The 22,437-nt window shown below is 38.1% G+C and carries 22 protein-coding genes and 1 pseudogene; 16 read left to right on the top strand and 7 right to left on the bottom strand.

The features are described from left to right. Window positions 1-109 precede the first annotated feature (109 nt). Window positions 110-379 carry a YfhJ family protein gene (locus ACJ004_RS07350; RefSeq protein WP_410892176.1) on the top strand — a complete coding sequence of 90 codons (270 nt, stop codon included), beginning with the start codon at window positions 110-112 and terminating at the stop codon, window positions 377-379. A gap of 29 nt (window positions 380-408) precedes the next feature. Here ACJ004_RS07350 and ACJ004_RS07345 read toward each other — a convergent pair whose 3' ends face one another. Next, window positions 409-1,389 carry a metal-dependent hydrolase gene (locus ACJ004_RS07345; protein ID WP_410892175.1) on the bottom strand — a complete coding sequence of 327 codons (981 nt, stop codon included), beginning with the start codon at window positions 1,387-1,389 and terminating at the stop codon, window positions 409-411. 126 nt (window positions 1,390-1,515) lie between these two features. Between ACJ004_RS07345 and mutY the strand changes: the two genes are divergently transcribed. Continuing rightward, window positions 1,516-2,616 (top strand): A/G-specific adenine glycosylase, encoded by a 1,101-nt coding sequence (gene mutY, locus ACJ004_RS07340; RefSeq protein ID WP_410892174.1) that lies wholly within the window; start codon window positions 1,516-1,518, stop codon window positions 2,614-2,616. Between the two features lie 83 nt (window positions 2,617-2,699). Here the strand turns inward: mutY and ACJ004_RS07335 are convergent, their stop codons facing one another. Continuing rightward, window positions 2,700-3,014: a hypothetical protein gene (locus ACJ004_RS07335; protein WP_410892173.1), complete on the bottom strand. Its 315-nt coding sequence runs from the start codon at window positions 3,012-3,014 to the stop codon at window positions 2,700-2,702. Between the two features lie 12 nt (window positions 3,015-3,026). On the opposite strand from ACJ004_RS07335, the pseudogene ACJ004_RS07330 reads away from it, so the two are divergent. Further along, window positions 3,027-3,197, top strand: a pseudogene (locus ACJ004_RS07330) (transposase); the annotation flags it as partial. 304 nt (window positions 3,198-3,501) lie between these two features. Here ACJ004_RS07330 and ACJ004_RS07325 read toward each other — a convergent pair. Next, complete coding sequence (locus ACJ004_RS07325; RefSeq protein WP_410892172.1) at window positions 3,502-3,726, bottom strand: hypothetical protein; 225 nt, start codon at window positions 3,724-3,726, stop codon at window positions 3,502-3,504. Window positions 3,727-3,917: 191 nt separating this feature from the next. Between ACJ004_RS07325 and fabL the strand changes: the two genes are divergently transcribed. From fabL to ACJ004_RS07300, 5 genes are all read left to right on the top strand, one after another. Further along, complete coding sequence (gene fabL, locus ACJ004_RS07320; protein WP_410892171.1) at window positions 3,918-4,667, top strand: enoyl-[acyl-carrier-protein] reductase FabL; 750 nt, start codon at window positions 3,918-3,920, stop codon at window positions 4,665-4,667. A 74-nt stretch (window positions 4,668-4,741) separates the two neighbouring features. Beyond that, window positions 4,742-5,068, top strand: coding sequence for a gamma-type small acid-soluble spore protein (locus ACJ004_RS07315; protein ID WP_410892170.1), 327 nt, complete (start codon window positions 4,742-4,744; stop codon window positions 5,066-5,068). Between the two features lie 218 nt (window positions 5,069-5,286). After that, window positions 5,287-5,544, top strand: coding sequence for a YgaB family protein (locus tag ACJ004_RS07310; RefSeq protein WP_410892168.1), 258 nt, complete (start codon window positions 5,287-5,289; stop codon window positions 5,542-5,544). A gap of 205 nt (window positions 5,545-5,749) precedes the next feature. Beyond that, the gene (ntdP, locus tag ACJ004_RS07305; protein ID WP_098576231.1) at window positions 5,750-6,280 is read left to right on the top strand and encodes a nucleoside tri-diphosphate phosphatase; all 531 of its coding nucleotides are present in this window, start codon (window positions 5,750-5,752) and stop codon (window positions 6,278-6,280) included. A gap of 82 nt (window positions 6,281-6,362) precedes the next feature. Continuing rightward, on the top strand, window positions 6,363-8,129 hold the full coding sequence (locus ACJ004_RS07300) for an ABC transporter ATP-binding protein (RefSeq protein WP_410892167.1): 1,767 nt from the start codon (window positions 6,363-6,365) through the stop codon (window positions 8,127-8,129). Window positions 8,130-8,229: 100 nt separating this feature from the next. On the opposite strand, the gene ACJ004_RS07295 is transcribed toward ACJ004_RS07300, so the two are convergent. The 3 genes from ACJ004_RS07295 to ACJ004_RS07285 form a co-directional block, all read right to left on the bottom strand. Beyond that, a complete protein-coding gene (locus ACJ004_RS07295) occupies window positions 8,230-9,303 on the bottom strand; it encodes an FUSC family protein (RefSeq protein ID WP_410892166.1) in 1,074 nt (357 codons plus the stop codon). Window positions 9,304-9,530: 227 nt separating this feature from the next. Beyond that, window positions 9,531-14,000 carry a glutamate synthase-related protein gene (locus tag ACJ004_RS07290; RefSeq protein ID WP_410892165.1) on the bottom strand — a complete coding sequence of 1,490 codons (4,470 nt, stop codon included), beginning with the start codon at window positions 13,998-14,000 and terminating at the stop codon, window positions 9,531-9,533. 324 nt (window positions 14,001-14,324) lie between these two features. Then, entirely contained in the window at window positions 14,325-15,620 is a 1,296-nt protein-coding gene (locus tag ACJ004_RS07285) for a glutamate-1-semialdehyde 2,1-aminomutase (protein WP_410892164.1), read from the bottom strand. A gap of 161 nt (window positions 15,621-15,781) precedes the next feature. Here ACJ004_RS07285 and ACJ004_RS07280 point away from each other — a divergent pair, with 161 nt between their 5' ends. The 7 genes from ACJ004_RS07280 to perR all read left to right on the top strand — a co-directional run bounded on the left by ACJ004_RS07280 (window position 15,782) and on the right by perR (window position 20,752). Next, window positions 15,782-16,789 (top strand): ABC transporter ATP-binding protein, encoded by a 1,008-nt coding sequence (locus tag ACJ004_RS07280; RefSeq protein WP_410892163.1) that lies wholly within the window; start codon window positions 15,782-15,784, stop codon window positions 16,787-16,789. Continuing rightward, window positions 16,790-17,581, top strand: a complete 792-nt coding sequence (locus ACJ004_RS07275) for an ABC transporter permease (RefSeq protein ID WP_410892162.1) — start codon at window positions 16,790-16,792, stop codon at window positions 17,579-17,581. It abuts the gene before it with no gap. Window positions 17,582-17,584: 3 nt separating this feature from the next. Continuing rightward, complete coding sequence (locus tag ACJ004_RS07270; protein WP_410892160.1) at window positions 17,585-18,370, top strand: ABC transporter permease; 786 nt, start codon at window positions 17,585-17,587, stop codon at window positions 18,368-18,370. 75 nt (window positions 18,371-18,445) lie between these two features. After that, on the top strand, window positions 18,446-18,835 hold the full coding sequence (locus ACJ004_RS07265; RefSeq protein ID WP_410892159.1) for an ion channel: 390 nt from the start codon (window positions 18,446-18,448) through the stop codon (window positions 18,833-18,835). An 84-nt stretch (window positions 18,836-18,919) separates the two neighbouring features. After that, entirely contained in the window at window positions 18,920-19,390 is a 471-nt protein-coding gene (gene bcp / locus ACJ004_RS07260) for a thioredoxin-dependent thiol peroxidase (protein WP_410892157.1), read from the top strand. Window positions 19,391-19,654: 264 nt separating this feature from the next. Further along, entirely contained in the window at window positions 19,655-20,209 is a 555-nt protein-coding gene (locus ACJ004_RS07255; RefSeq protein WP_410892156.1) for a cob(I)yrinic acid a,c-diamide adenosyltransferase, read from the top strand. Window positions 20,210-20,314: 105 nt separating this feature from the next. Continuing rightward, a complete protein-coding gene (gene perR / locus ACJ004_RS07250; RefSeq protein WP_410892155.1) occupies window positions 20,315-20,752 on the top strand; it encodes a peroxide-responsive transcriptional repressor PerR in 438 nt (145 codons plus the stop codon). A gap of 76 nt (window positions 20,753-20,828) precedes the next feature. Here perR and ACJ004_RS07245 read toward each other — a convergent pair whose 3' ends face one another. Next, on the bottom strand, window positions 20,829-21,179 hold the full coding sequence (locus tag ACJ004_RS07245; RefSeq protein WP_410892153.1) for a YgzB family protein: 351 nt from the start codon (window positions 21,177-21,179) through the stop codon (window positions 20,829-20,831). Window positions 21,180-21,330: 151 nt separating this feature from the next. On the opposite strand from ACJ004_RS07245, the gene ACJ004_RS07240 reads away from it, so the two are divergent. Continuing rightward, on the top strand, window positions 21,331-22,206 hold the full coding sequence (locus tag ACJ004_RS07240; RefSeq protein ID WP_410892151.1) for a nucleotidyltransferase-like protein: 876 nt from the start codon (window positions 21,331-21,333) through the stop codon (window positions 22,204-22,206). The last annotated feature ends 231 nt before the right edge of the window (window positions 22,207-22,437 follow it).

Genomic DNA, 22,437 nt, shown 5'->3' with positions numbered 1-22,437 from the left:
TCAGACACACGTGAAAAGCAAAGCATTCTCTCAATGCTTACCACGTAAGATTAGTATCTGCGTTATTAATTTAGGTTATGTTATAAGAAATTGGCAATGAGGTGTTAACATGAACAGTTATCATGATGAATTAGCAAAACTGCTGCTAAGTAAAAATGACCAACTTAGCTATAATCAAGCAAGAACATGGGTTGAGCTTCTTTGGGAAGATTTTGAAACTACCTACGCAAAAGCAGGCTGGGAATATAAGGGCAGTGAAATGACTGAGAGAATTGTCAAGCAATGGATTGAAAACTATGGGGAAAAGCTGCATGAATTTGTGGCAACCAACCCTAAATACAAAGACTTTTTAAAGCAAGACAAAAATAACTTAAACTAAAAAAGCGAGTGACTGATGTCACCGCTTTTTTAACTTGGAATAATACTCAATTTTTTCCGTAATTTCTTTTCACTAAAAACCCAACCAGTATAAGAACTAATTGGTTTCAGGTCACAATCTAATTGAACAACGGCAACGAACGGATAGTGGCCATTGCTTCGGTAGCGTAAATCAATAAAGCGAACTTCATAAAAATCAATAAATTCATCCACTTCCCAGCGATAGACTGGCGAAAAGGATAAAAATGCCGATAGGTTTTTATCTTTCTTGGCTGCCTCAATTATTGGAGTATTAGGGACAGGAATACGATTAAAATAATCTAGGATTTCGACTTCATTATCTACAGCCTTGCCTACAAAAAATTGTTTCTTGTTCATGGCAGCAATTCTCCATTGATGAAACCTCATTGTTGGTGCAATAATTATTTCTGTTGCATCAGGTATTTTCTTTCTTATCTCTGCCATTACACGATGTTTTGCCCTAAAGCGTAAAATATAGTATCCGATAATGACGGCATACATGATTAAGAAGGTATATCCGGGATTTGCACCTAATACCCAAATAATGATGCCAAGGGTATGAATTCCAAAGATAATCGGGTCAAAGGTATTGATAACGCCAAGGGCTACCCATTTTGAAGAGAATGGTCGTAGAGCCTGAGTTCCGTAGGCATTAAATATATCAACAAAGACGTGAATAAAAACCGCTGCAAATGTCCAAGCCCATAAATGAAGTAGATTGGCAGCAGGGAAAAATGGATAAATAACAGCTAATAGGACAAGCGGCCACAATATGACAGCCGGAATGGAATGAGTAACTCCGCGATGATTTCGAATGTAAATGGCATTATTTTTTAACTTCAAAACCGTATCAATATCAGGTATTTGTGACCCGGCAATCGTAGCTATTAAGACACTGGTCGTGGTAGCATGGCTGCTTGCTACAACAGGGTCAAGTGTTGCTAAACCACCTAGAGCAATACCCATGACAACATGAGTTCCTGTATCCAAAAGTAAGTCCTCCTTCAAATATATTTCTTGTCAAACCGGATAAATTGACTTATTGTAAAACGAATACATTTCTTATTATCATGCCTTTTTTTAGGCAGTTTAACTACACCCGGAGGAACAAAAGTTATGATTATTGAACTAAAGAATATAGAAGAAATCAACATATCTGCTTTTCAAACGGATTTACTTTCCTGGTTTAAACAGGAACAACGTGATCTTCCATGGCGGAAGGATCAGGACCCATATAAAGTATGGGTTTCAGAAATTATGCTACAGCAAACAAGAGTGGATACGGTCATTCCTTATTTTAATCGTTTTATTGAGTGGTTTCCTACCATTGAAGACCTTGCAGAGGCAGAGGAAGAGAAAGTATTGAAGGCTTGGGAAGGGCTTGGGTATTATTCTAGGGTTCGCAATTTACAATCAGCAGTAAAGGAAGTAAAGGAGAAATATAATGGGGTAGTTCCAAACACTCCAGATGAGATATCGGGGCTAAAAGGGGTCGGACCATATACGGCAGGGGCTATATTAAGTATCGCTTACGGGATTCCTGAACCCGCTGTGGATGGAAATGTGATGAGGGTTTTATCAAGAGTTCTTTCGATTTGGGAAGATATTGCAAAGTCATCCTCCCGAAAAGTATTTGAAATAGCAGTTCGAGAATTAATATCGCATGAAGATCCATCCTCATTTAATCAAGCTTTAATGGAATTGGGTGCGTTAATCTGTACACCAACATCTCCTTCATGTTTGTTATGTCCTGTTCGAGAGCATTGTCAAGCTTTCGAGGAGGGAGTTCAAAATGAATTACCGATTAAGACCAAAAAAACCAAAACACGAGATGTTCAACTTGCGGCTGCCATCCTTTTGGATGTTAATGGGAAGGTATTAATTCACAAGCGGCCGGCAACAGGTCTGCTTGCGAATTTATGGGAATTTCCAAATGTTGAAATTCATCATCCCTTACAAAATGATCGGGAACAGGTTGTTGAACTTTTCGAGCTCTCCCTTAATGTAAAGGTAAAACTTGAAAAAATTATTGGTCAGCTTGAGCATGTATTTTCACATTTGGTTTGGAATATCAATGTGTATACAGGTACCTTCCTTTCGGATTTTCAGGAAAGTGACGAGTGGAAGTTTGTTTCATTTGAAGATCTTAGTGAGTTTGCTTTTCCTGTATCATACAAAAAAATGCTTAAATTATATCTTGAATATCAAAAAGAATGAACGCCGCAGATTAGCGGGGTTAGGCAGTCGAAAAACCCTCGGCTGCCTTTTATTTTATTCAATAACTTCATTGATTCACTGCGTTAATTTATTATAATATATATGGGTAAATAGACTTTAAACAGGTCTGTTGATTGGCGCTCCAGGCACTTCGCTTTCCGCGGGCGTGCCGGGTAGCCTCCTCGGCGCTTCGCTTCTGCGGGGTCTCCCCTGACCCGTACTCCCGCAGGAGTCTTCGTGCCTTCCGCACCAATCAACAGAGTGTTTTCAATAAAGACCTTCAACTCAACTAATAAATAATAAAAATAAGTTGTGAAATCAATGTTTAAGCCCAAAGATTCTAGCCAAAGTGAATATGAATTTGTATCTATTGATAAATTAGTTTCAGATGGCCTCATTCTACGCGTTGCTTATCTAAATCGGGGAAAATCCTTTATAAATTTAGAAAGGAAAAAATTGAGCGAAGCTTCGCAGACTTAAAAGAGCTGCACGGGCTTCGCTACTGCCAGTTACGGGGATTGAAGAATGGTAGCGATCAGGCTCTTCTTACTGCAGCTTGCCAAAATCAAAAAAGATTGTGACACCCTTAGAAAGAGTAGAAAAATTGTGTTGCAATACTTTAGGTTGATTTGCCTCCCTGTTGATTGGAGCGTAGGGCACTCGACTCCTGCGGGATAGAGAGGTCACTGGAGACCCCGCAGGCGCCATAGCGCCGAGGAGGCTTCAGGACCTCCCCGCGGAAAGCGAGTGCCCGGAGCGGAAATCAACAGGCCCATTTGCAGGGACAATCAATAAATTTAGTATTTAGATTCTGACAAAATAATAAATTGCCGAGAAAAATATCCTTTCTCGACAATCTGACGCAGCAGATTAGCGGCGTTTTTTTCAATCGTAAACTGTTTTCGTCCCATGTGTATAATCTGCTTCTTGACGTTTGATGCCGCCACGATTTTCAATTTCTTCAATAATCTCGCGGTGGATGGTTTGCCCCTCGCTATTTAGATAGGGAGCAATTTGTTGAAGAGAGTGATGAAAAAAAGCAAGCTCACTACTTTTCCAATCAGATTTTGCCATCATCGAAAGTTCAGTCATATCACGTCCAACATACATGTTTGCTTCATCCTCTCAACTAGAATTTACTCCTTAGTGTTTAATAATAATTGTCTTCTATTCCTGGAAAAGCTAAAATAAATAGAAAAGTGCAGGCGCCCGTCCATTAATCGTTGGGCGCTGAAGCTAGACACCAATCAATTTTATAAGAAATATACTAATACTTTACCATAGAAGGGAATAATTATTTGATGACTCAAAAAGTAGCACTCATTACCGGAAGCAGCCGCGGAATTGGCAAGGCAACAGCACTTCGTTTAGCAGAGGCTGGATACGATATTGTGATAAATTATGCAAGAAGCAAGAAGTCTGCCCTTGAAACAGCTGAACAAATAGAAGCATTAGGAAGAAAAGTACTTGTAGTAAAAGCCAATGTTGGCGATGTTGCTAAGATTAAGGATATGTTCGCCCAAATAGATGCAGAATTCGGCCGTCTGGATGTGTTTGTAAATAATGCTGCCTCTGGAGTACAGCGGCCAGTTATGGAACTTGAAGAAAACCACTGGGATTGGACTTTAAATATTAATAGTAAAGCTTTGTTATTTTGTGCTCAGGAAGCAGCGAAATTAATGGAACGTAATGGCGGCGGGAAAATTGTCAGCATTAGTTCACTTGGATCCATCCGCTATTTAGAAAATTATACTGTCGTAGGCGTATCTAAGGCAGCTTTAGAGGCTCTGACCAGATATTTAGCGGTTGAGTTAGCTCCTAAAAATATCGTCGTTAATGCGGTCTCAGGAGGTGCTGTCGATACGGAAGCACTAAAGCATTTTCCAAACCGTGAAGAACTTCTACAAGAGGCCAAAGAAAAAACGCCTGCAGGACGAATGGTTGAAATTGAGGACATGGTAAATTGTGTAATGTTCCTTTTATCAGAGGAATCGAGCATGATTAGGGGTCAGACTATCATTATTGATGGCGGAATTTCATTACTTGTTTAATTATTTTTAAATAATATTTTTTGCGGATAATCTCCTCGAAGCATGGTTACATTATATTCGTGGAGGTGATTAACATGGCAAAATTCAATCAACAGCCAAACAAAACTTCAGCTGGTACTAACATCCAGGAAGTAAGACAACAAAATGCTCAATCTCAATCTGCTTCTGGTTCTTCAGGACAGTTTGGAACTGAATTTGCAAGCGAGACAAATGCTGCTGAAGTAAGAGCTCAAAATGCTCAATCTGCTTCAGGTGCTGCTGGTGCAGCAAGCTCAGCAGGTGCAGCTGGTTCATTCGGAACTGAATTTGCGAGCGAAACAAATGCTGCAGAAGTAAGAAAACAAAACCAGCAATCTCAAGCCCGTAAAAACCAAGGCAATGGCCAATTTGGTCAAAGCTAATAATAGTATCCTGAAGGCACTCTAGTTTCGTATAGAGTGTCTTCTTCCTTTTTTATAACTGTTTAGCTCCAGCCCTTAGGAAAAAGTTTTTCCGAAGCAAGGCCCTTCCGCTTTTCTAATTTTCGACAAAAGTTCTGTTTAGTCTACATTTGTTTTCAAAGGAGAATAAGACTTGTTCGAGAATACATAGAGGAACGAAAAAGAAGGCGGTGAGGGAAATGGATCATTTTAACAGATTAGTTTCCGAACAATTGGTGACGATGGATAAATTATTATACCTTCAGGGAGAACTTGAACGTTGTCAACAAATCGAAGCAGAGCTGCAGACATTACAGAAAGCAACTGATCTTGAAAGTATTCAATCAGAAATTAAACTGATGAAACAAGAGCTGAAAGAGATCCAGTCTATTTTTGAAAAGCAGACAGAAGAGGTAATCAATTCCTATCGGGAAATGAATTTAACACCTTCCTTTTAGGTAGAAAAACAAAAAAAAACCAAAAAAAATCGCAAAATTTTACAAAGAGCCATCGAAATATGGCTCTTTTGTTTTAAAATCTGTTCTCAACCGTTATAATAATAGTAAATAGGAATTGAACTTTGTTACCTTTTGTCATTATTTATTTATCTAACGGTTTAGAATAGGGTCACAAAGCGTTCAGGAATGAAGGTAGGGGAGAAACATGGGCGTACCCATCGAAGGTGAACCAATGCAAATACATAGCTATAAGCACAATGGGCACATCCATCGCGTCTGGGAAGAAACAACTGTTTTAAAAGGGACACAGAATTTGGTGATTGGAGGCAATGACCGAACACTAGTGACAGAGTCAGATGGCAGAACGTGGATAACAAGAGAACCGGCCATTTGTTATTTCCATTCACAATACTGGTTTAATGTAATCGGAATGATTCGTGAGGATGGTATTTATTATTATTGTAATATCAGTTCACCATTTATTTTTGATGGCGAAGCACTAAAGTATATTGATTATGATCTTGATATTAAGGTGTTTCCTGATATGACCTTTAATTTATTAGACGAGGATGAGTATGAACGTCATCGTCGTGAAATGAATTATCCGGACCCCATCGATCAAATTCTAAAACGAAACGTTGAAAAGTTAATTCAATGGATTCGGCAGCGGAATGGCCCTTTTGCACCAGATTTTATTGATATCTGGTATGAACGTTATTTAACTTACAGACGTTAGATGGAAACCAGGATTAAAGCGCCTGTTGATGTAATCAACAGGTTTTTAATATGCTGGTAAATAACTAGAAAGGGGGGCTACTTTGAGCAGTATTCGCAGGTACCTGCAGTTTGTAAAACCATACCGTCTTCAGGTTGTTTGGACCATCATTATCGGAGTAATTAAATTTTCTATTCCCCTTATGATTCCGATGTTAATTAAATATGTTGTCGATGACATTGTCGGGAGTCCCACCATGAATCACGGTGAGAAAATTAATAAACTAATGTTTATTATGGGCGTAATGATTGTGGTATTTGTCATCTTGCGTCCTCCGATTGAATATTACCGTCAATATTTTGCCCAGTGGACCTCAAGTAAAATTCTTTATGATATTCGCGATACAATGTATACACATATACAAAAGTTAAGCTTTAAATATTTTTCGAATAACCGAGCAGGGGAAATTATTTCACGAGTCATTAATGATGTTGAGCAAACTAAAACCTTTGTCATTTCAGGTTTAATGAACCTTTGGCTCGATATTGCCACAATCATCATTGCCATTATTCTTATGTTTTCTATGAGTGTTAAGCTGACGTTTGTATCGATATTGTTGTTTCCGCTTTACGCCTTTTCGATTAGATATTTCTTTGGGAATTTACGTAAGCTGACACGTGCCCGCTCTCAAGCCCTTGCTGAGGTCCAAAGCTATTTACATGAGCGTGTCCAGGGGATGCCGATAATCAAAAGCTTTGCTATTGAGGAATATGAACAAGGCCAATTTGATAAACAAAATAAAAACTTTTTAGAAAAGGCCTTACAGCATACTAGTTGGAATGCCAAAGCCTTTTCAGCAGTTAATACTATTACGGATGTTGCTCCATTAATCGTTATTGGGTATTCTGCTTACCTCGTCATTCAGGATCAACTTTCCCTTGGAACAATGGTTGCGTTTTTTGCCTACATTGATAAGCTATACAATCCACTGCGAAGATTGGTTAATTCCTCTACAACTATCACTCAATCCTTTGCATCCATGGATCGGGTGTTTGAATTTTTAGATGAGAAATATGATATCGTTGACGCCCCAGATGCACATGTGTGTAATCAAGTCCATGGTGACATTTCATTTGAAAATGTTTCATTTAGCTACGAAGCAGAAGAAGAGATGGTCTTGAAAGAAATTACCTTACATGTAAAAAAAGGAGAAACAATTGCTCTAGTAGGGATGAGTGGCGGCGGGAAATCCACGCTTGTTAGTTTGATTCCCCGATTTTATGACGTGACAAAGGGTAGAATCACATTAGATGGGGTAGATATTCGAAAATTTAAGGTTCAATCTTTACGTGACAAAATTGGCGTGGTTTTTCAGGATAATATCTTATTTAGTGAATCGGTAATGGATAATATTTTATTAGGGAAACCAGGTGCATCAGCTGAAGAGGTATATATGGCTGCAAAAGCCGCCAATGCCGATGAGTTTATCTTAAACCTGTCAGAAGGATACGATACCAAGGTTGGCGAACGAGGAGTTAAGCTGTCAGGGGGGCAGAAACAACGAGTTGCGATTGCTCGTGTCTTTTTAAAAAATCCACCGATCTTAATTCTTGATGAGGCAACATCCGCTCTGGATTTAGAGAGTGAGCATGCTATCCAAGAATCTCTTGAAGAGCTTGCTAAGGACAGGACCACCTTTATTGTTGCCCACCGATTATCAACCATTACACATGCGAATCGCATAGTCTTGATTGAACATGGTCAAATTGTAGAAGTAGGGACACATGACGAGTTAATGACGAAACAAGGGAATTATTATAAACTTTTTCAAGTTCAGCAATTGGAACAAAAAGAAACCGAAGCAGAATAATTTGCTTCGGTTTTTTTTATAGGCTCTTTAAAACTTGCCTGTGATTTCCGCTCCAATCAACAGGGTTTCAAAATCAATAATAAGCTTTAACATAGCCTTATTATAAAATGTCTTCTTCAATTGATACTTCATTATGATGATATGAATGAAAACTTGTAATCAATGTATCTAAGTGTTCAACCTGTTCACCATAATCGATAATCGATGCTACAATTTGCATTGTATGATATTGATGTGGATGGTCATGCTCGAAAGCTTCTTGTTGGTGAAGTAAAAATAAATCAAATAATTGCTTTTTATTTAAGCATACGCTATTTTCCGAAACAGTGGGATGGTTTGGAATTTTACCAATGAATCTAAGCATAAGTTGTTCATGATGGTAAATAAGACAATCCAATTGTTCCTGAATGGCTTGCTGAAATGTTTCTGGAAGATGCAATAGTTCATTCTCAAAACGATGAAGTCGTTTTAAGGTATCTAATGCCTTTTTGGCTGCTGAATGCATTTGCCTATAAATAACCAGCTTACGTGATTTTTCTAAGCTATTTTTCTTAAAATAGCTGCGTTCTTCTTTATACATCGTGTAAAACAGACCCATTTGAATAATATTTTCTTTTAATTTAACAATATCTGTTTTAAGAAGATTATGATCAAAGTCATGCCGCGTGCTTAACCTAATCCACCTAATGATTTCTTCTGTCGTGCTTGTCATTTTGAAGTAAAGTTTATTTTCATATCTTGGCGGCATAAACACAAGATTGACTAGAAAAGCGGAAAATACCCCAATCATGATGGTAGAGAAGCGGATGCCGGCAAATGGAATGAAGTTCCCACCAGGGGTTTCCATAATCGAAATTAATGTGACGAGTGATAGTCCAATCGTATTTTCGAGTTTAAGTTTTAAATTTATGCCGATTACAATAATTGCTGCTATACCAATGACAATAATATGATTTCCTAAGAGAAGTACAAAAACAACTGCGAGTAACGCCCCAATAAGATTTCCTTGAATTTGCTCAATGATCGTTAAATAGGAACGATAAATGGTTGGTTGAATCGCAAATATGGCAGCAATGCCAGCGAATACCGGAGAGGGAGAGTGTAATAACTGACCCAAGTAAAGCGAGAGTACAATAGCAATTCCCGTTTTTAAAATGCGGGCACCTAACTTCATTTTGAATGGTTTCCTTTCAAAAATAAATAATTTGTTCCTTCAAGATGGTCATTGTTTACCTCTAAAAAAATGAAGCAGAAGTTTTTCTAGTAAGCAAATTTTTACTATACATGGATTAATCCAGAGAATCAAGAGATATAATATGAATTTATTTACTATTTGTTAAGAAAAATTTGGAATAAAAAAACGTCCGCTTGTGCAGCGGACGTTAAATATATTTTTATCAATCATTCTGTAGATACAGATGGGTCAGCTTGTTCTTTGACAGGGATAACTTGCACAAAGTGTTCTTCGACATTTGTTAGTAGTGCACGAAGTTGCCCAGCCTCTTCAGCCTGACCGTTCTGTTCAAGCAAGTCAGTATATTTATTTAATAACTCGTTAATATCCTGAATGCCTTTCTCATTTAAATCAACAACTGAAACCTTAGCACCTTTAGCAATCCTTCTCTGAATTGCTTCTTTGGTTAATCTCATCTCGGGTTGTTGGCGAATATAGACAACCCCGCCAGTCATTCCCGCACAGATCCATGGACCTGGATCTCCGAGTACAAGGCCACGGCCATTTGTCATATATTCAAAGGCAAACCCCTTGATATTCGCATTTGAGCCGATGTTACCAGCTTCTTTTTCCGGAAGTGGGTTTTTAACTGCACCACCAATGATTAAATCAGCCCCAGAAAGACGTATACCTGCTCTTGCATCTGCATTTCCTTGGGCGATAAGAAGTCCCTTTTGAGCTCCATATCCAAACCCTTTACCTACAGAACCATTATAATATTGACCATTCTTACCTTTAGATTTTAATATCTGGATATTTCCACCAAAGGATGTTTTTCCGACACCGTCTTGACCACCACCATTAACGGTGATCTCAATTCCTTCACTGTTATAGGCGCCTAAGCCATTTCCAGGAATGGAACCCTCTTTATATTTTAGCTGGACTGATGGTAGCTGCTTGTAAGAACCATCTAGTCTGCCGCGGACACGGTGACAGGATACTCGGCTTCCTAGTACACGTTGTTCAGATGTGACACTAGTGAATTCACGAGAAGAGTGTAATTGATCTACACTGCCATCAAGATACTCAGCCCCTACGGCAACTTGCATTTGAACTTCTTCAATTGATTTCGAAGCTTCAGTTTTAGCAAATTGGCTGATTTCTAATGGTTTTAACAAATAGGATAGGCTTAGTTGACCTTGGCCTTTCATTTGCTCTAATAAATCAGAACGACCAACCGCATCTTGCAGATTGCGAACGCCAATTGAAGCAGAAAGTTCTTTTAACTCCGTTGCAAATGCAGTGAAGAGATTCATTATTCCTTGTACAGCTAAGTCTAATTGGCGTGGAACAAAACGTCTTAGACCGTGTTCTTTAGCCTGTGCTTCTGATTCAATTTGAGTGGCAATACCAACGTGACAAGTATCTAAATGACAGCCACGGCAGGTCGTACAGCCGATTGCTAGCATCGATAATGTCCCGAAGCCAACACGGTTAGCACCGAGAAGCATAATCTTCATAACGTCCATGGCACTTTTCATGCCACCGTCAGCCCAGATTTCTACTTTGTGGCGGAGACCACTCTCAAGCAGAGCGTTATGGGCGGCTTTTACGCCAATTTCAACCGGTAATCCAACATGCTGGAGTGCGTGAATTCTTGCAGCACCTGTACCGCCATCGAAACCGCTTAATGTGATAATATCTGCTCCTGCTTTTGCGATACCAACAGCAATCGTTCCAATATTCGGCACAACAGGAACCTTAACAGCGATCTTTGCTTGATCATTAGCTGTTTTCAATTCTAAAATCATCTGCGCTAAATCTTCTATGGAGTAGATATCGTGGTTGTTTGATGGTGAGATCAAATCAGAACCAAGTGTTGCATTACGTGCTTCTGCAACCTTTGCAGTTACCTTTGAACCAGGTAGATGGCCGCCCTCACCAGGCTTTGCACCCTGACCAATTTTAATTTCTAATAGATTAGAAGAGTTTAGGAGTTCAGCATTGACACCAAACCTTCCGGAGGCAATTTGCTGTCCTCTTGTTTTTGGATATTTACCGAGCATATCTTTAATTTCTCCGCCTTCACCATTTAAGCTGATCATGTTTAAACGGTCTGCTCCTTCGGCATAGGCTCTAAAGGCTGTTTCATTCTGAGAACCAAAGGACATGGAAGAAATAAGGAACGGTAAATCATGATCACCGACCCGAAGATTGACGTCAGCAGGTGATAACTGTTTATTGCTAGGTTTAAGCTGAACTAAATGGCGAATCGTTGTTGGATTCTCCGTTTCTTGTTCAGTGATCTTATCACGATAAACATTGTAGTCACCAGTAGCAGCCACTTCACCAATTGCCTTCCAAATTCGTGGGAAGAGATGGAAAGTCTTTCCGACTCTTTCCTTTTCGTTATGGTAATCTTCTGCTCTTGATAAAGCATCAAGTTTCATTGCTTCAAAATCTGTCTCAAGTTCCTTCGAACCAAAAAAGTTAACAATGTTTAATAGATTGGCAATTTCCTCATGTAAGCCAATGCTTGAAAACAGACGTCCGTATCCACGCAGTTCATGGATACCGATTGTTGAGATTACTTTTTCTAATCCTTTAGTAAGAGCACTATAAAGATTTGTTAAAGGTTTTGAGGTTTCGTCAAGAACTGTTAAGAACATATAGTAAGGGCTGACTAAATCTGCTCCTAAACCAAATACAGTAATAATGTCATGAAGTGAACGAATCGCAGCAGAACGTAAAACTAAAGAACAGTCTCTTCTTATTTCTGCCTTAACAAGTGCTTGATCAATTACCGAAGTTGCTAGGTGCGGATCAATCCAATAGGAATGTTCATGATGTGCTTTTGCATCATCAAGAACAAGTAATGTTTTTCCTGCTTGAACAGCCTGAACTGCTTCATTTGCAAGCCTTTCTAGGGCTTGCTCGTACTTTTCTTCTTTTTTGAATGTAGTAGAGATAAAGGTTACAAGCTTCTGCTCCTGAAAATGGGAGACAACTTGATCAAAACTTGGCTGACCTAAACTCTCAGATAAACTATAGCCTGCTTTCCCTTCCAATAATAGAGGGGTAGTTAACTCAATGACCGTTTCACTGTTTTCCTTATTGAATAAAGTCGGCCGCTTTCCAATTATTACACGTGTAGAAAAATGTTCAGTTTCACGATCCCTGTCAATCGCAGGATTCGTCACCACCGCAACACTTTCTTTAAAATAATCGGCAATATTTTTTCGTTCTGGGTTAAGTGCAGCAAGTGGTGCATCATGACCAAGAGAACGAATCGGTTCCACACCTTTTTCCGCCATCTGCTCGATTAATTGGATATGATCTCGTTCCCAGCCAAATGCTTTATATTGTCCATTATGGATTTTGTCAGGGTAATTCATCGTAACTGTTTTCCCTAATGATGGAGGAAGCAATCGTGCACTAACCTCACTGATATTTAACTTTTCAGAAAAACGGGAATACACTTCAGTCTGAAAACGATTTTGCTCATAAACTTCTAATGTTTCACCATTCCATTTAAAGCCAACCTTTTCACCTGGTGCCAAAGGCTTTGGATCATTAACATATTCGCTCGAAGAAATGATCCCTGGTTCAGAGGAAAACAAATAAGAACTATCTGTCTCAAGCATCCATAGCGGGCGAAGACCAAGTGCATCCACACTAAATACTGCTTCATCTCCATATCTTGAGATAATACCAGCAGGACCTTGAGCAAAATGTCCCCAAGCTTCTCTAAGGTAGGTATATAAATCTTGAAGATTTTCAGGATATGCCTTTATTTCATTGATGATTGGCGGGAATAAAACATCCATTGCTTCAAATAATGAAAAACCTTCACGGCAAATTAATGTTTCCATCGTCCGGCTTAAATCCTGAGAGTCACTGCCATCTTTGACAAGTGGAACACCAATCATTTTTGCTTCATCTCTAAGTTTTGCAATGGTATTAATTTCTCCATTGTGTCCGAGAACACTAAATGGCTGTACCCTGAAAAAGCTTGATAATGTATTTGTAGAATAACGATTATGTCCAAGTGTCATGGTTGAAGCAACAAGTGGATTTGCAAGGTCATGATAGTAACGAGGAAGAATATCTCCAGCTCCCATTACTTTGTAAACTACATGGTTCTGACTTAATGAAGCTACATGGACTTGATCGTTTGTTTCAAAATCAACTAATACTTCAAACAGGCTCTTAGTTAATTCTTGGCCAGTTTTTGAAGAAAGACAAGCGAATTGCCAGAAAACAGGGTTTTCTTGGATGGCGATTGGGCCAAGTGCTGAAACATCTGTTACCTGATCTGTTTCAAAAACTAAATCAAAGTCATAGGTTTCTAACTTTTTAAGTAATTCTTGTTTAGTCGTTTGCCAGTTTACCTTTTGACTAATAAAAACATGACCAACAGCAAACTCTTCTTTTTCAGCAAGAGTGGGTTCTTGGCCTGCCTGGAGCAATTTTTCTTTCCAAAGCGCCACTGGGATATCGGTATGAATGCCGACACCGTCGCCTTCGCCATTAATAAAACCAGCGCGATGATTCATTGTTACAAGGGCGTCTATACAATCAAAAATATTTTTTCTAGTTGGGCGCTTAGATTTTTCAAGACATGCGACTATTCCGCAGGCATCATGTTCTTGTTTGTGGAAATCTTTGAAAAGGGAAGGGGTCCAATTTTGTGTCATCATATTAGGCTTTAGCAGGGGTCCGCTAAGGCCATTTCACCTCCTATGAAACTTAAAGTTTGTGTATATCATCTTTGTAGTTGGAATTCGTTGTTTTGTCACTTTAACGAGGTATATTGTTAAAGGATAATATGAAAATAATAATTTAATAGTATCATAAGAATTTTCAGAAATCAAATAAATATACATTATTTTGGATAAGAAAATAGTGGTTAATAAGTGATGGATACACGAGGGGGATATGTCATTGTAAGCGTTTCCAAAGAAATTATAAAGGTAAAAGGAAGTGATCTCCACTTCCTTTTGTGCATAAAAACTGTATATTTATTCGCTCGCGAGTAAGGAAAATGCATTTCTTACTGCGTGTAATGTTGCCTCAACATCCTCAGCGGTATGTGCGATCGTTAAAAACCATGCTTCATATTTGGATGGAGCCAGATTTATACCTTGATGGAGCATATGCTTAAAGAACTTTGCAAATGTCTCTCCGTCTGTATTTTCTGCTTGAACATAGTTTTCAACTTTTTCATTTGTAAAATAAACAGTTAAAGCGCCCTTTAACCGATTTATTGTTATTTCGATATTATTTTCTTTAGCCGCTTCTAAAATACCCTCTTCAAGAACTGCACCTAAGCGGTCTAAGTAATCATATATTCCATCTTGTTTTAGTACTTCGAGGCAGGCAATTCCTGAAAGAATGGAAGCAGGATTTCCTGCCATTGTTCCCGCTTGATAGGCAGGTCCAAGTGGGGCAACAGTTTCCATAATTTCTTTCCGGCCACCGTAGGCACCGATTGGCAGGCCTCCTCCGATTATTTTTCCAAGGACTGTTAAATCAGGTTCAATCCCTAATAAATTTTGGGCACCGCCGTACATAAAGCGAAATGCAGTAATAACCTCGTCATAAATCACGAGCGCCCCTGATTCATGAGTTAAGTCATTAACTTGCTGAAGAAAACCAGGGTTTGGTTCGACGATCCCGAAGTTTCCGACAATAGGTTCCACTAAAACAGCTGCGATCTGGTCTCCCCATTTAGCTAATGCTTCTTTAAATGGTTCTATATCATTAAAAGGGACCGTAATTACTTCTTGTGCAATACTTTTTGGTACACCTGCAGAATCTGGGGTCCCCAATGTAGATGGTCCGGAGCCTGCGGCGACAAGGACGAGGTCCGAGTGACCGTGATAGCAGCCCGCAAATTTAATGATTTTATCTCTGCCAGTATAGGCACGAGCTACGCGTATCGTTGTCATGACCGCTTCTGTTCCAGAGTTTACAAAACGGACTTTTTCCATTGAAGGAATTGCTTCTTTTAACATTTTAGCAAACTTAACTTCATGTGGTGTGGGAGTACCATAAAGGACACCACTTTCTGCTGCGCGTTTTATGGCCTCGGTAATGTGTGGGTGAGCATGTCCTGTGATTATCGGTCCATAGGCAGCGAGATAGTCAATATACTGATTTCCATCGACATCCCAAAAGTATGCCCCTTGAGCCCGTTCCATGACAACCGGTGCTCCTCCGCCTACGGCTTTATAAGAACGTGAGGGGCTGTTTACTCCTCCAACGATATGTTCAAGTGCTTCATTATGTAATCTCTCTGAATTAATAAATTTCACATTTTTCCCTCCTTCAATCAGTTCTATCCCATTTTAGCACTTTTTTAGATAACTTATGTCTGTTTTCACAATTCGGATATTTTGGAGAAGTACGTGGTTATTGTTTTATCACCCTTATTTAGCTAAACTAATTCTTTAGGTCATTGTTTCGGGGGGAGAAAATGAAAAATGTAATTGAAGTCAATAATTTACGAAAAGAATTTAAGGCATATTCCAGTCGAACAGGTTTAAAAGGAGCATTTAGGGATTTATTAACAAGAAATTATAAAGTTGTTCCTGCAGTCAATGATATAAATTTCTCCGTAAAAAAAGGCGAAATGGTTGGGTATATCGGTGAAAATGGTGCAGGGAAGTCAACCACTATAAAAATGCTGACGGGAATATTAACACCGACATCCGGAGAAATTTCCGTAAACGGAATGAATCCACATAAAGAACGGGAGAAATTTGTCCAAACCATTGGTGTTGTTTTCGGACAGCGTTCCCAATTGTGGTGGGATATCGCCGTTCAGGAATCTTTCCGTCTTTTGAAAAAGGTGTACAAGGTATCAGATGCGGATTATAACAGCCACATGAATCATGTGATCTACACATTAGATATTGAACCACTTCTAGATAAGCCAGTACGAAAATTGTCGCTGGGACAAAGAATGAGATGCGAACTTGCTGCTGCACTTATTCACAATCCGCCATTATTGTTTTTGGATGAACCAACCATTGGATTAGATGTACTCGTTAAGTTGAAAATTCGTGATTTTTTAAAAGAAATTAACGAGAAATATCAGACTACCATCCTGTTAACTACACACGATTTAACTGATATTGAGGCATTGTGCGAGCGAGTAATCATGTTAGATGAAGGAAAAGTCATATATGATGGGGCGCTAAAGAGTCTTCAAGAGAAATGGGGAGAAGGGAAAGAGCTCCAGTTCCAGTTTCTTGAACCTGTTGAAATGACTGCTGTGCAAAATCTCACCAGTGGAATACCTGTTAAATGGGATTTGAACAAAAAGGAGCAAATCTTTACAGCTACACTTGAAGATAATGATGAACTTATTTCTCAGATTATTGCTAAAGTGGTAGCTGAATTTAAAATTAAAGATATCAAAATAAATGAAACTTCAACGGAAGAAATCATTCGAAATATTTATGAAAAGGGTGCGGTATAAGTGGATAAATACCTTGAGATGATTAGAATCCGCTTTTTAATGATGCTGGCATACCGGACCAATTATTACACAGGAATTCTAATCTACAGTATTAACATCGGTGCATATTATTTTCTCTGGTCAGCGATTTACGGTTCAAAGGAAGAAATCGTTGGTCTTTCAGTTACACAAATGACTACATATGTTGCTGTCTCCTGGATGGCGCGTGCATTTTACTTTAACAATCTTGACCGCGAAATGGCCTTGGAAATTATGGAGGGGAAAGTGGCGGTTGAATTAATCAGGCCCTACAATTATCTAGGGATGAAAGTTATGCAAGGGCTTGGGGAAGGGATTTTCAGGCTATTCTTTTTTTCGGCTCCTGGGTTGATTATTGTTTATTTTGTCTTCCCAGTTGAATTTACATGGGATCTTAGTGTTTGGGGCTTGTTTGGCCTCTCCATTTTGCTGAGCTTTTTTATTAATACGGAGTTGAATTTATTAACAGGGATTACTACTTTCTTCTTATATAATAATGCAGGGCTTATTCGAGCAAAACGTGTCGTCATTGATTTATTTTCAGGCTTGTTGTTACCGATTAGCTTTTTTCCAGGCTGGGCTCAAGATGTAATGAAGTTTCTTCCTTTTCAAGGAATCAGTTATTTTCCGAGTATGATTGTTACTAAAGGTTTTTCTCATCCACAAGCAATCGATGCAATTACTCAACAATTTGTTTGGGTAATCCTTTTATTCTTTCCAATCCAAGTACTTTGGTCATTGGCAAAAAAACAACTAATTATTCAGGGAGGGTAAGAGTTGTTTTATTTTTCTATGTTTTTTCAATACCTATCACAATATTTAAAAACGAGACTTCAATACCGAGCTGATATTTTTGTTGAATTTTTTTCTGATCTATTATCGCAAGCCATAAATTTTATTTTTATATTAGTTGTCTTTGGCCATACCAATTTACTCAATGGCTGGACAAGGGACGAAATCATATTTATCTATGGATTTTTTCTCGTCCCATCTGCTGTCTTTTCTGCCTTTTTTAATATATGGGATTTTAATGAGCGCTATATTGTAAAGGGGGAGTTGGATCGTATCTTAACTAGACCGATTCACAGTCTCTTTCAAATCATCCTTGAGAGGATTGAACTGGAGTCATTATTAGGGGCAGTTACTGGACTTGTTGTCATGTTTTATGCTGGAAACCGACTAGGTCTCACAGTACATTGGTTTGATCCGTTTCTATTTATTCTGTTTGTCATCGGCGGGGCCCTTGTTTATGGAGGAGTATTCATTATGATTGCCTGCATCAGCTTTTGGGCAGATGCGCGTACGTCTTTAATGCCGATGATGTACAATATTAGCAATTATGGCAGGTATCCAGTTAATATCTACAATAAACTAATTCGCTTTATATTAACATGGGTATTACCATTTGCCTTTGTTGGTGTCTATCCTGCTTCCTTCTTTCTTGGGAAAAAAGAATGGTTTTGGTACTCATTTTTAACGCCAGTGATTGGAATTAGTTTCTTCGTGATTTCCGTTTTGGTTTGGAATCAAGGTGTAAAGAAATATAGAGGTGCTGGCAATTAAATAGATTTTGATATTTTATTGTCCAAGCGAGCATAGAAATAAACTACCAAAAGCTAAATTTAGAGGTGGTTTGTCATGTTTTTTTTCTTGCTTCCAGTCGTCATTTTTTGCATCTTCATGAGTTTAAGGACGCTTTTTATTCCAAATACAGTTAAAGGTAAGTTGGTATCTATTGATAATTTTTTATATTTAGGCTCTGTGTATTTGACTGTCATCATTGGTTTTGGCCTAATATTTTTACTTTTTGAGTTAATTGGCATGTCGTTGCTGATAGAGGTAAATAATCATAACAAGAATATTTTTGAAACAAGTTTTTATTTTAGTGCGATGACCTTATTTTCAGTTGGAAATGGTGATGTTATTCCACACGGTATAGGAAGGATCATCACCGTTACAGAGGCCTTGATTGGTTATACATTACCAGCAGCATTTGTGGCCCGGGTTATGTTTGATTGGGAAAAGTAGGTTAGTGATGCAGGAAAGTTGTTTTATCATGGTGAACTTTGATACGCTTACATCGAAGAATCATTACAGTGGGAGTGGTAAAAGATGACCGTTGAGATTGGAATGCAAGTACCAAATTTTGAGTTGAAGGCTAATAATGGCGAGACCGTAAATCTATCAAAATTCCATGGCACGAATGTCGTTTTATATTTTTATCCAAAAGATATGACCCCAGGATGTACTACAGAGGCAAGCGATTTTCGCGATCAAATTCAACAATTTACAGAGGTGGATGCCGTTATTTTGGGTGTAAGTCCAGACCCAGTTGACCGTCATCAGAAATTTGTAGAGAAATATGGTTTACCTTTCCTTCTACTTGCAGATACAGAACATCAGTTAGCAGAAGCTTTTGGAGTATGGAAATTAAAGAAAAACTTTGGTAAAGAATATATGGGGATTGAAAGATCAACCTTTATTATTGATAAGGAAGGCAAGCTCGTTAAAGAATGGAGAAATGTTAAAGTAAAAGGACATGTTGATGAGGCTTTATCCTACATAAGGGAGAGCCAGAGCTGATATCTTTCTGAAGCCTATTTTGTTAAGGAAAGGCATTTGTCCAATGCAAGAAACGTCAGAATGAATATCATTTTATTAGGGCATACCTCCTCAGATAAATTTTGGGTCCATAGCGGGCCCTTTTTTTATGGTGTAAAAAGGGATTTATATATTTTGAGTTTTCTAAATATAATTACAGGTGTTATGATGAAGAAAATACATACTTGCATAATAAGGTAAAGTTGAAGTTGAGATTACAAACATTCTTACAGGGGGATAAATAAAATGAAAATTTATACAAAGACTGGTGATAAAGGAACAACTTCACTTATTTATGGAAAAAGAGTAGCGAAGAACGACTTGCGCGTTGAGGCTTACGGGACGTGTGATGAAACAAATTCAATGATTGGGCTTGCACTAAGCTATTTAAATAAGGAAAATTTTCAAGGGAAAGAAATAATTGATAACATTTATCATAAAATACAAACAAATCTTTTTCATGTCGGAGCAGAGTTGGCTACACCAAAAGGAAAGGATGTAAAGTGGGCACTTGCTTCGTCGGATGTAGAGGAAATGGAAACCCAGATTGATGAATGGAATGAGGCACTTCCAGAGTTAACAAATTTTATCTTGCCGGGAGGACATCCAGCAGGAGCTGCTTTCCATGTAGCTCGAACAACAGCAAGGAGGGCGGAAAGATGTGCGGTTGCATTAGGTGAAGACGTAAATCCACTTGTATTAGCCTATTTAAATCGACTATCCGATCTATTGTTTGTGACTGCACGCTATGTAAATGATCAATTGGGTGCAAATGAACAGACATTACATGGAAAAGGGTAATAACATTGCTATTAATGAGATAACAATATTGACAAAAGTACAAATAACTTAGTAAAATTAATTATAACAATTATAAAGTAAGAATATCTTTTAGAAAGAAGGTGCATGGCGATGAATCAATTAAAAGAAGCATTGGATACCTTAAAAGAAACTGGGGTACGAATTACTCCGCAACGTCATGCGATACTTGAATATTTAATAAACTCAATGTCACATCCTACTGCGGATGATATTTATAAAGCCCTTGAAGGGAAATTTCCGAATATGAGTGTGGCCACAGTTTACAATAATTTACGAGTATTTCGTGAAGTAGGTCTTGTGAAGGAATTGACTTTTGGTGATGCATCAAGCCGTTTTGATTTCATTACAACCCATCATTATCACGTCATCTGTGAAAAGTGTGGGAAAATAGTTGACTTTCTTTATCCAGGCTTAGACGAAGTGGAACACCTTGCTTCGCATGTAACAGGCTTCAAAGTCGAGAACCACCGCATGGAAATCTATGGATCATGTCCGGAATGTGCAAGTAAAGAGGTTCATTAACCGAGAAGTAAGCTAAAATAAAAAAGGAAGACGTAATCCACTGCAGCTTTATAGCATGGTTTACGTCTTCCTCTTTTTATTTTTCTGAATTCTTATTAAAGGACTCATCGAATTCCTTGCCTACTAGATTAGGGTCAAGGGTCAATGGTTCACGACAATACATGCACATATCTACTCGGCCAAGCATTTTTGTATGCTTGCCACAGTTAGGACATTTTACTTGGATTGTTTTTGTTGATAGCATTCCAATCCAAAAATAAACAATCGTACTAGCTATAATAAAAAGAAGGCCCAAAATCATAAAAATGGTCATAATAAGTGGTGAAGTTCGAAAAAAGATACCAACATACATAACAATGAAACCTATAAAAATTAAAGATAATGCAAAGGTACGGATTTTATTTATTTTACTCGAATATCTTGCCATGTAACTCCCTCCTAGACAAACTATACCATAATTATGATAAGAAGGAAAAAGCAAGGTTGAAGAATGTCGAAATTTGTCTGCGGATAAAGAAGGAGATTTGTTTTCATTGTCGAAGTTATATTGCTACCTGAAAAAAATGGAGGAATGAAAGATGGAAGACATCCTTCGGCCTATTTATCAAGAAAGGGCGAGCCAATTAAATACCCTTGGAGTATTGATGGTGCAGAAAAAACAAAAGTTAAGTCATATAACTGATTCATTTGATGTAATCCTGTTAGTACTGGTCAAAGAAGCGGACCAGCCACTATTTATTAAGCACTATACCTACAATGATAAAAAGGCTGCAATGCATATCATTACAGAAGCGAAGTTGGATGAGTGGTTATTATTAGGATCGAATCGAAAAATATTTGAATGGCTTCATGAGGCCAAAATCATTTTCGATCGGAACGAATATGTGGCTAATTTAAAAACGGAATTGCGTGATTTTCCTTTTAATGGCCGCAAAATTAAAATGGGTTTAGAATTTGCAAAATTGATTCGACGCTATGTAGATGGCAAAGCTTTATTTGAGGGTCATCAGTTTTTAGATGCTTACAATCATGTTGTCCATTCCTTGCATCATCTTGCCAGGTTAGCCGTATTAGAAAATGGACTCCATCCAGAGCTAACTGTGTGGAATCAAGTTAAACAGATTGAGCCTGAAATTTATAAATTATATGAAGAACTTGTGTATAGTGAAGAAACGCTTGAAAAAAGACTAGAGCTGCTTTTCCTGGCAAGTGAGTTTATGATCCATTCGAGAACGAAAATGGGTACGGCTCATTTTTTAGAGGTACTTAGTAGTAAGGATATTTGGTTATTCAATGAAATTATGAGTGAACAAGAATTAATCCCATACTCAGTCGACCTAGCCGTTTTGCTCGAATATTTAATTGAAAAACATTTAATAGATGTAGTTAATATTGAAACGAAAGGTCAAGGCGTTTATCATAGGGGTTATTGTCTTAATAAAAAATTATCGTAAAAAACAATAAAACGTATTGACCTTTTCAAAAATACTTGGTATATTAATAACCGTCGCTACGAGACAAACACAAAATTGTTTTCGTAAGTGACGGTTTAAAAAAAGTTATTGACATTAATGAATGTCATATGTTATATTAATAAAGTCGCTTACGAGTGGCATTGAAATTGTTCTTTGAAAACTAAACAAACAAAATCGTGCAAACAAACAATAAATTTTAGTTTCAATTAT

This window comes from Neobacillus sp. 204, from assembly GCF_046562815.1.
In the GTDB taxonomy this organism is placed as follows: Bacteria; Bacillota; Bacilli; order Bacillales; family Cytobacillaceae; genus Neobacillus.
The sequence above is the reverse complement of the archived record's forward strand: the minus strand, read 5'-3'. Positions and strand labels throughout refer to the sequence as shown.

What these genes read in the sequence shown, in the direction of transcription:
- ACJ004_RS07350 (WP_410892176.1), top strand. Translation starts at nt 110, where the DNA reads ATGAACAGTTATCATGATGAATTAGCAAAACTGCTGCTAAGTAAAAAT.
- mutY (WP_410892174.1), top strand. Translation starts at nt 1,516, where the DNA reads ATGATTATTGAACTAAAGAATATAGAAGAAATCAACATATCTGCTTTT.
- ACJ004_RS07335 (WP_410892173.1), bottom strand. Translation starts at nt 3,014, where the DNA reads ATGAGGCCATCTGAAACTAATTTATCAATAGATACAAATTCATATTCA.
- ACJ004_RS07325 (WP_410892172.1), bottom strand. Translation starts at nt 3,726, where the DNA reads ATGTATGTTGGACGTGATATGACTGAACTTTCGATGATGGCAAAATCT.
- fabL (WP_410892171.1), top strand. Translation starts at nt 3,918, where the DNA reads ATGACTCAAAAAGTAGCACTCATTACCGGAAGCAGCCGCGGAATTGGC.
- ACJ004_RS07315 (WP_410892170.1), top strand. Translation starts at nt 4,742, where the DNA reads ATGGCAAAATTCAATCAACAGCCAAACAAAACTTCAGCTGGTACTAAC.
- ACJ004_RS07310 (WP_410892168.1), top strand. Translation starts at nt 5,287, where the DNA reads ATGGATCATTTTAACAGATTAGTTTCCGAACAATTGGTGACGATGGAT.
- ntdP (WP_098576231.1), top strand. Translation starts at nt 5,750, where the DNA reads ATGGGCGTACCCATCGAAGGTGAACCAATGCAAATACATAGCTATAAG.
- ACJ004_RS07295 (WP_410892166.1), bottom strand. Translation starts at nt 9,303, where the DNA reads ATGAAGTTAGGTGCCCGCATTTTAAAAACGGGAATTGCTATTGTACTC.
- ACJ004_RS07290 (WP_410892165.1), bottom strand. Translation starts at nt 14,000, where the DNA reads ATGACACAAAATTGGACCCCTTCCCTTTTCAAAGATTTCCACAAACAA.
- ACJ004_RS07280 (WP_410892163.1), top strand. Translation starts at nt 15,782, where the DNA reads ATGAAAAATGTAATTGAAGTCAATAATTTACGAAAAGAATTTAAGGCA.
- ACJ004_RS07265 (WP_410892159.1), top strand. Translation starts at nt 18,446, where the DNA reads ATGTTTTTTTTCTTGCTTCCAGTCGTCATTTTTTGCATCTTCATGAGT.
- bcp (WP_410892157.1), top strand. Translation starts at nt 18,920, where the DNA reads ATGACCGTTGAGATTGGAATGCAAGTACCAAATTTTGAGTTGAAGGCT.
- ACJ004_RS07255 (WP_410892156.1), top strand. Translation starts at nt 19,655, where the DNA reads ATGAAAATTTATACAAAGACTGGTGATAAAGGAACAACTTCACTTATT.
- perR (WP_410892155.1), top strand. Translation starts at nt 20,315, where the DNA reads ATGGCGATGAATCAATTAAAAGAAGCATTGGATACCTTAAAAGAAACT.
- ACJ004_RS07245 (WP_410892153.1), bottom strand. Translation starts at nt 21,179, where the DNA reads ATGGCAAGATATTCGAGTAAAATAAATAAAATCCGTACCTTTGCATTA.
- ACJ004_RS07240 (WP_410892151.1), top strand. Translation starts at nt 21,331, where the DNA reads ATGGAAGACATCCTTCGGCCTATTTATCAAGAAAGGGCGAGCCAATTA.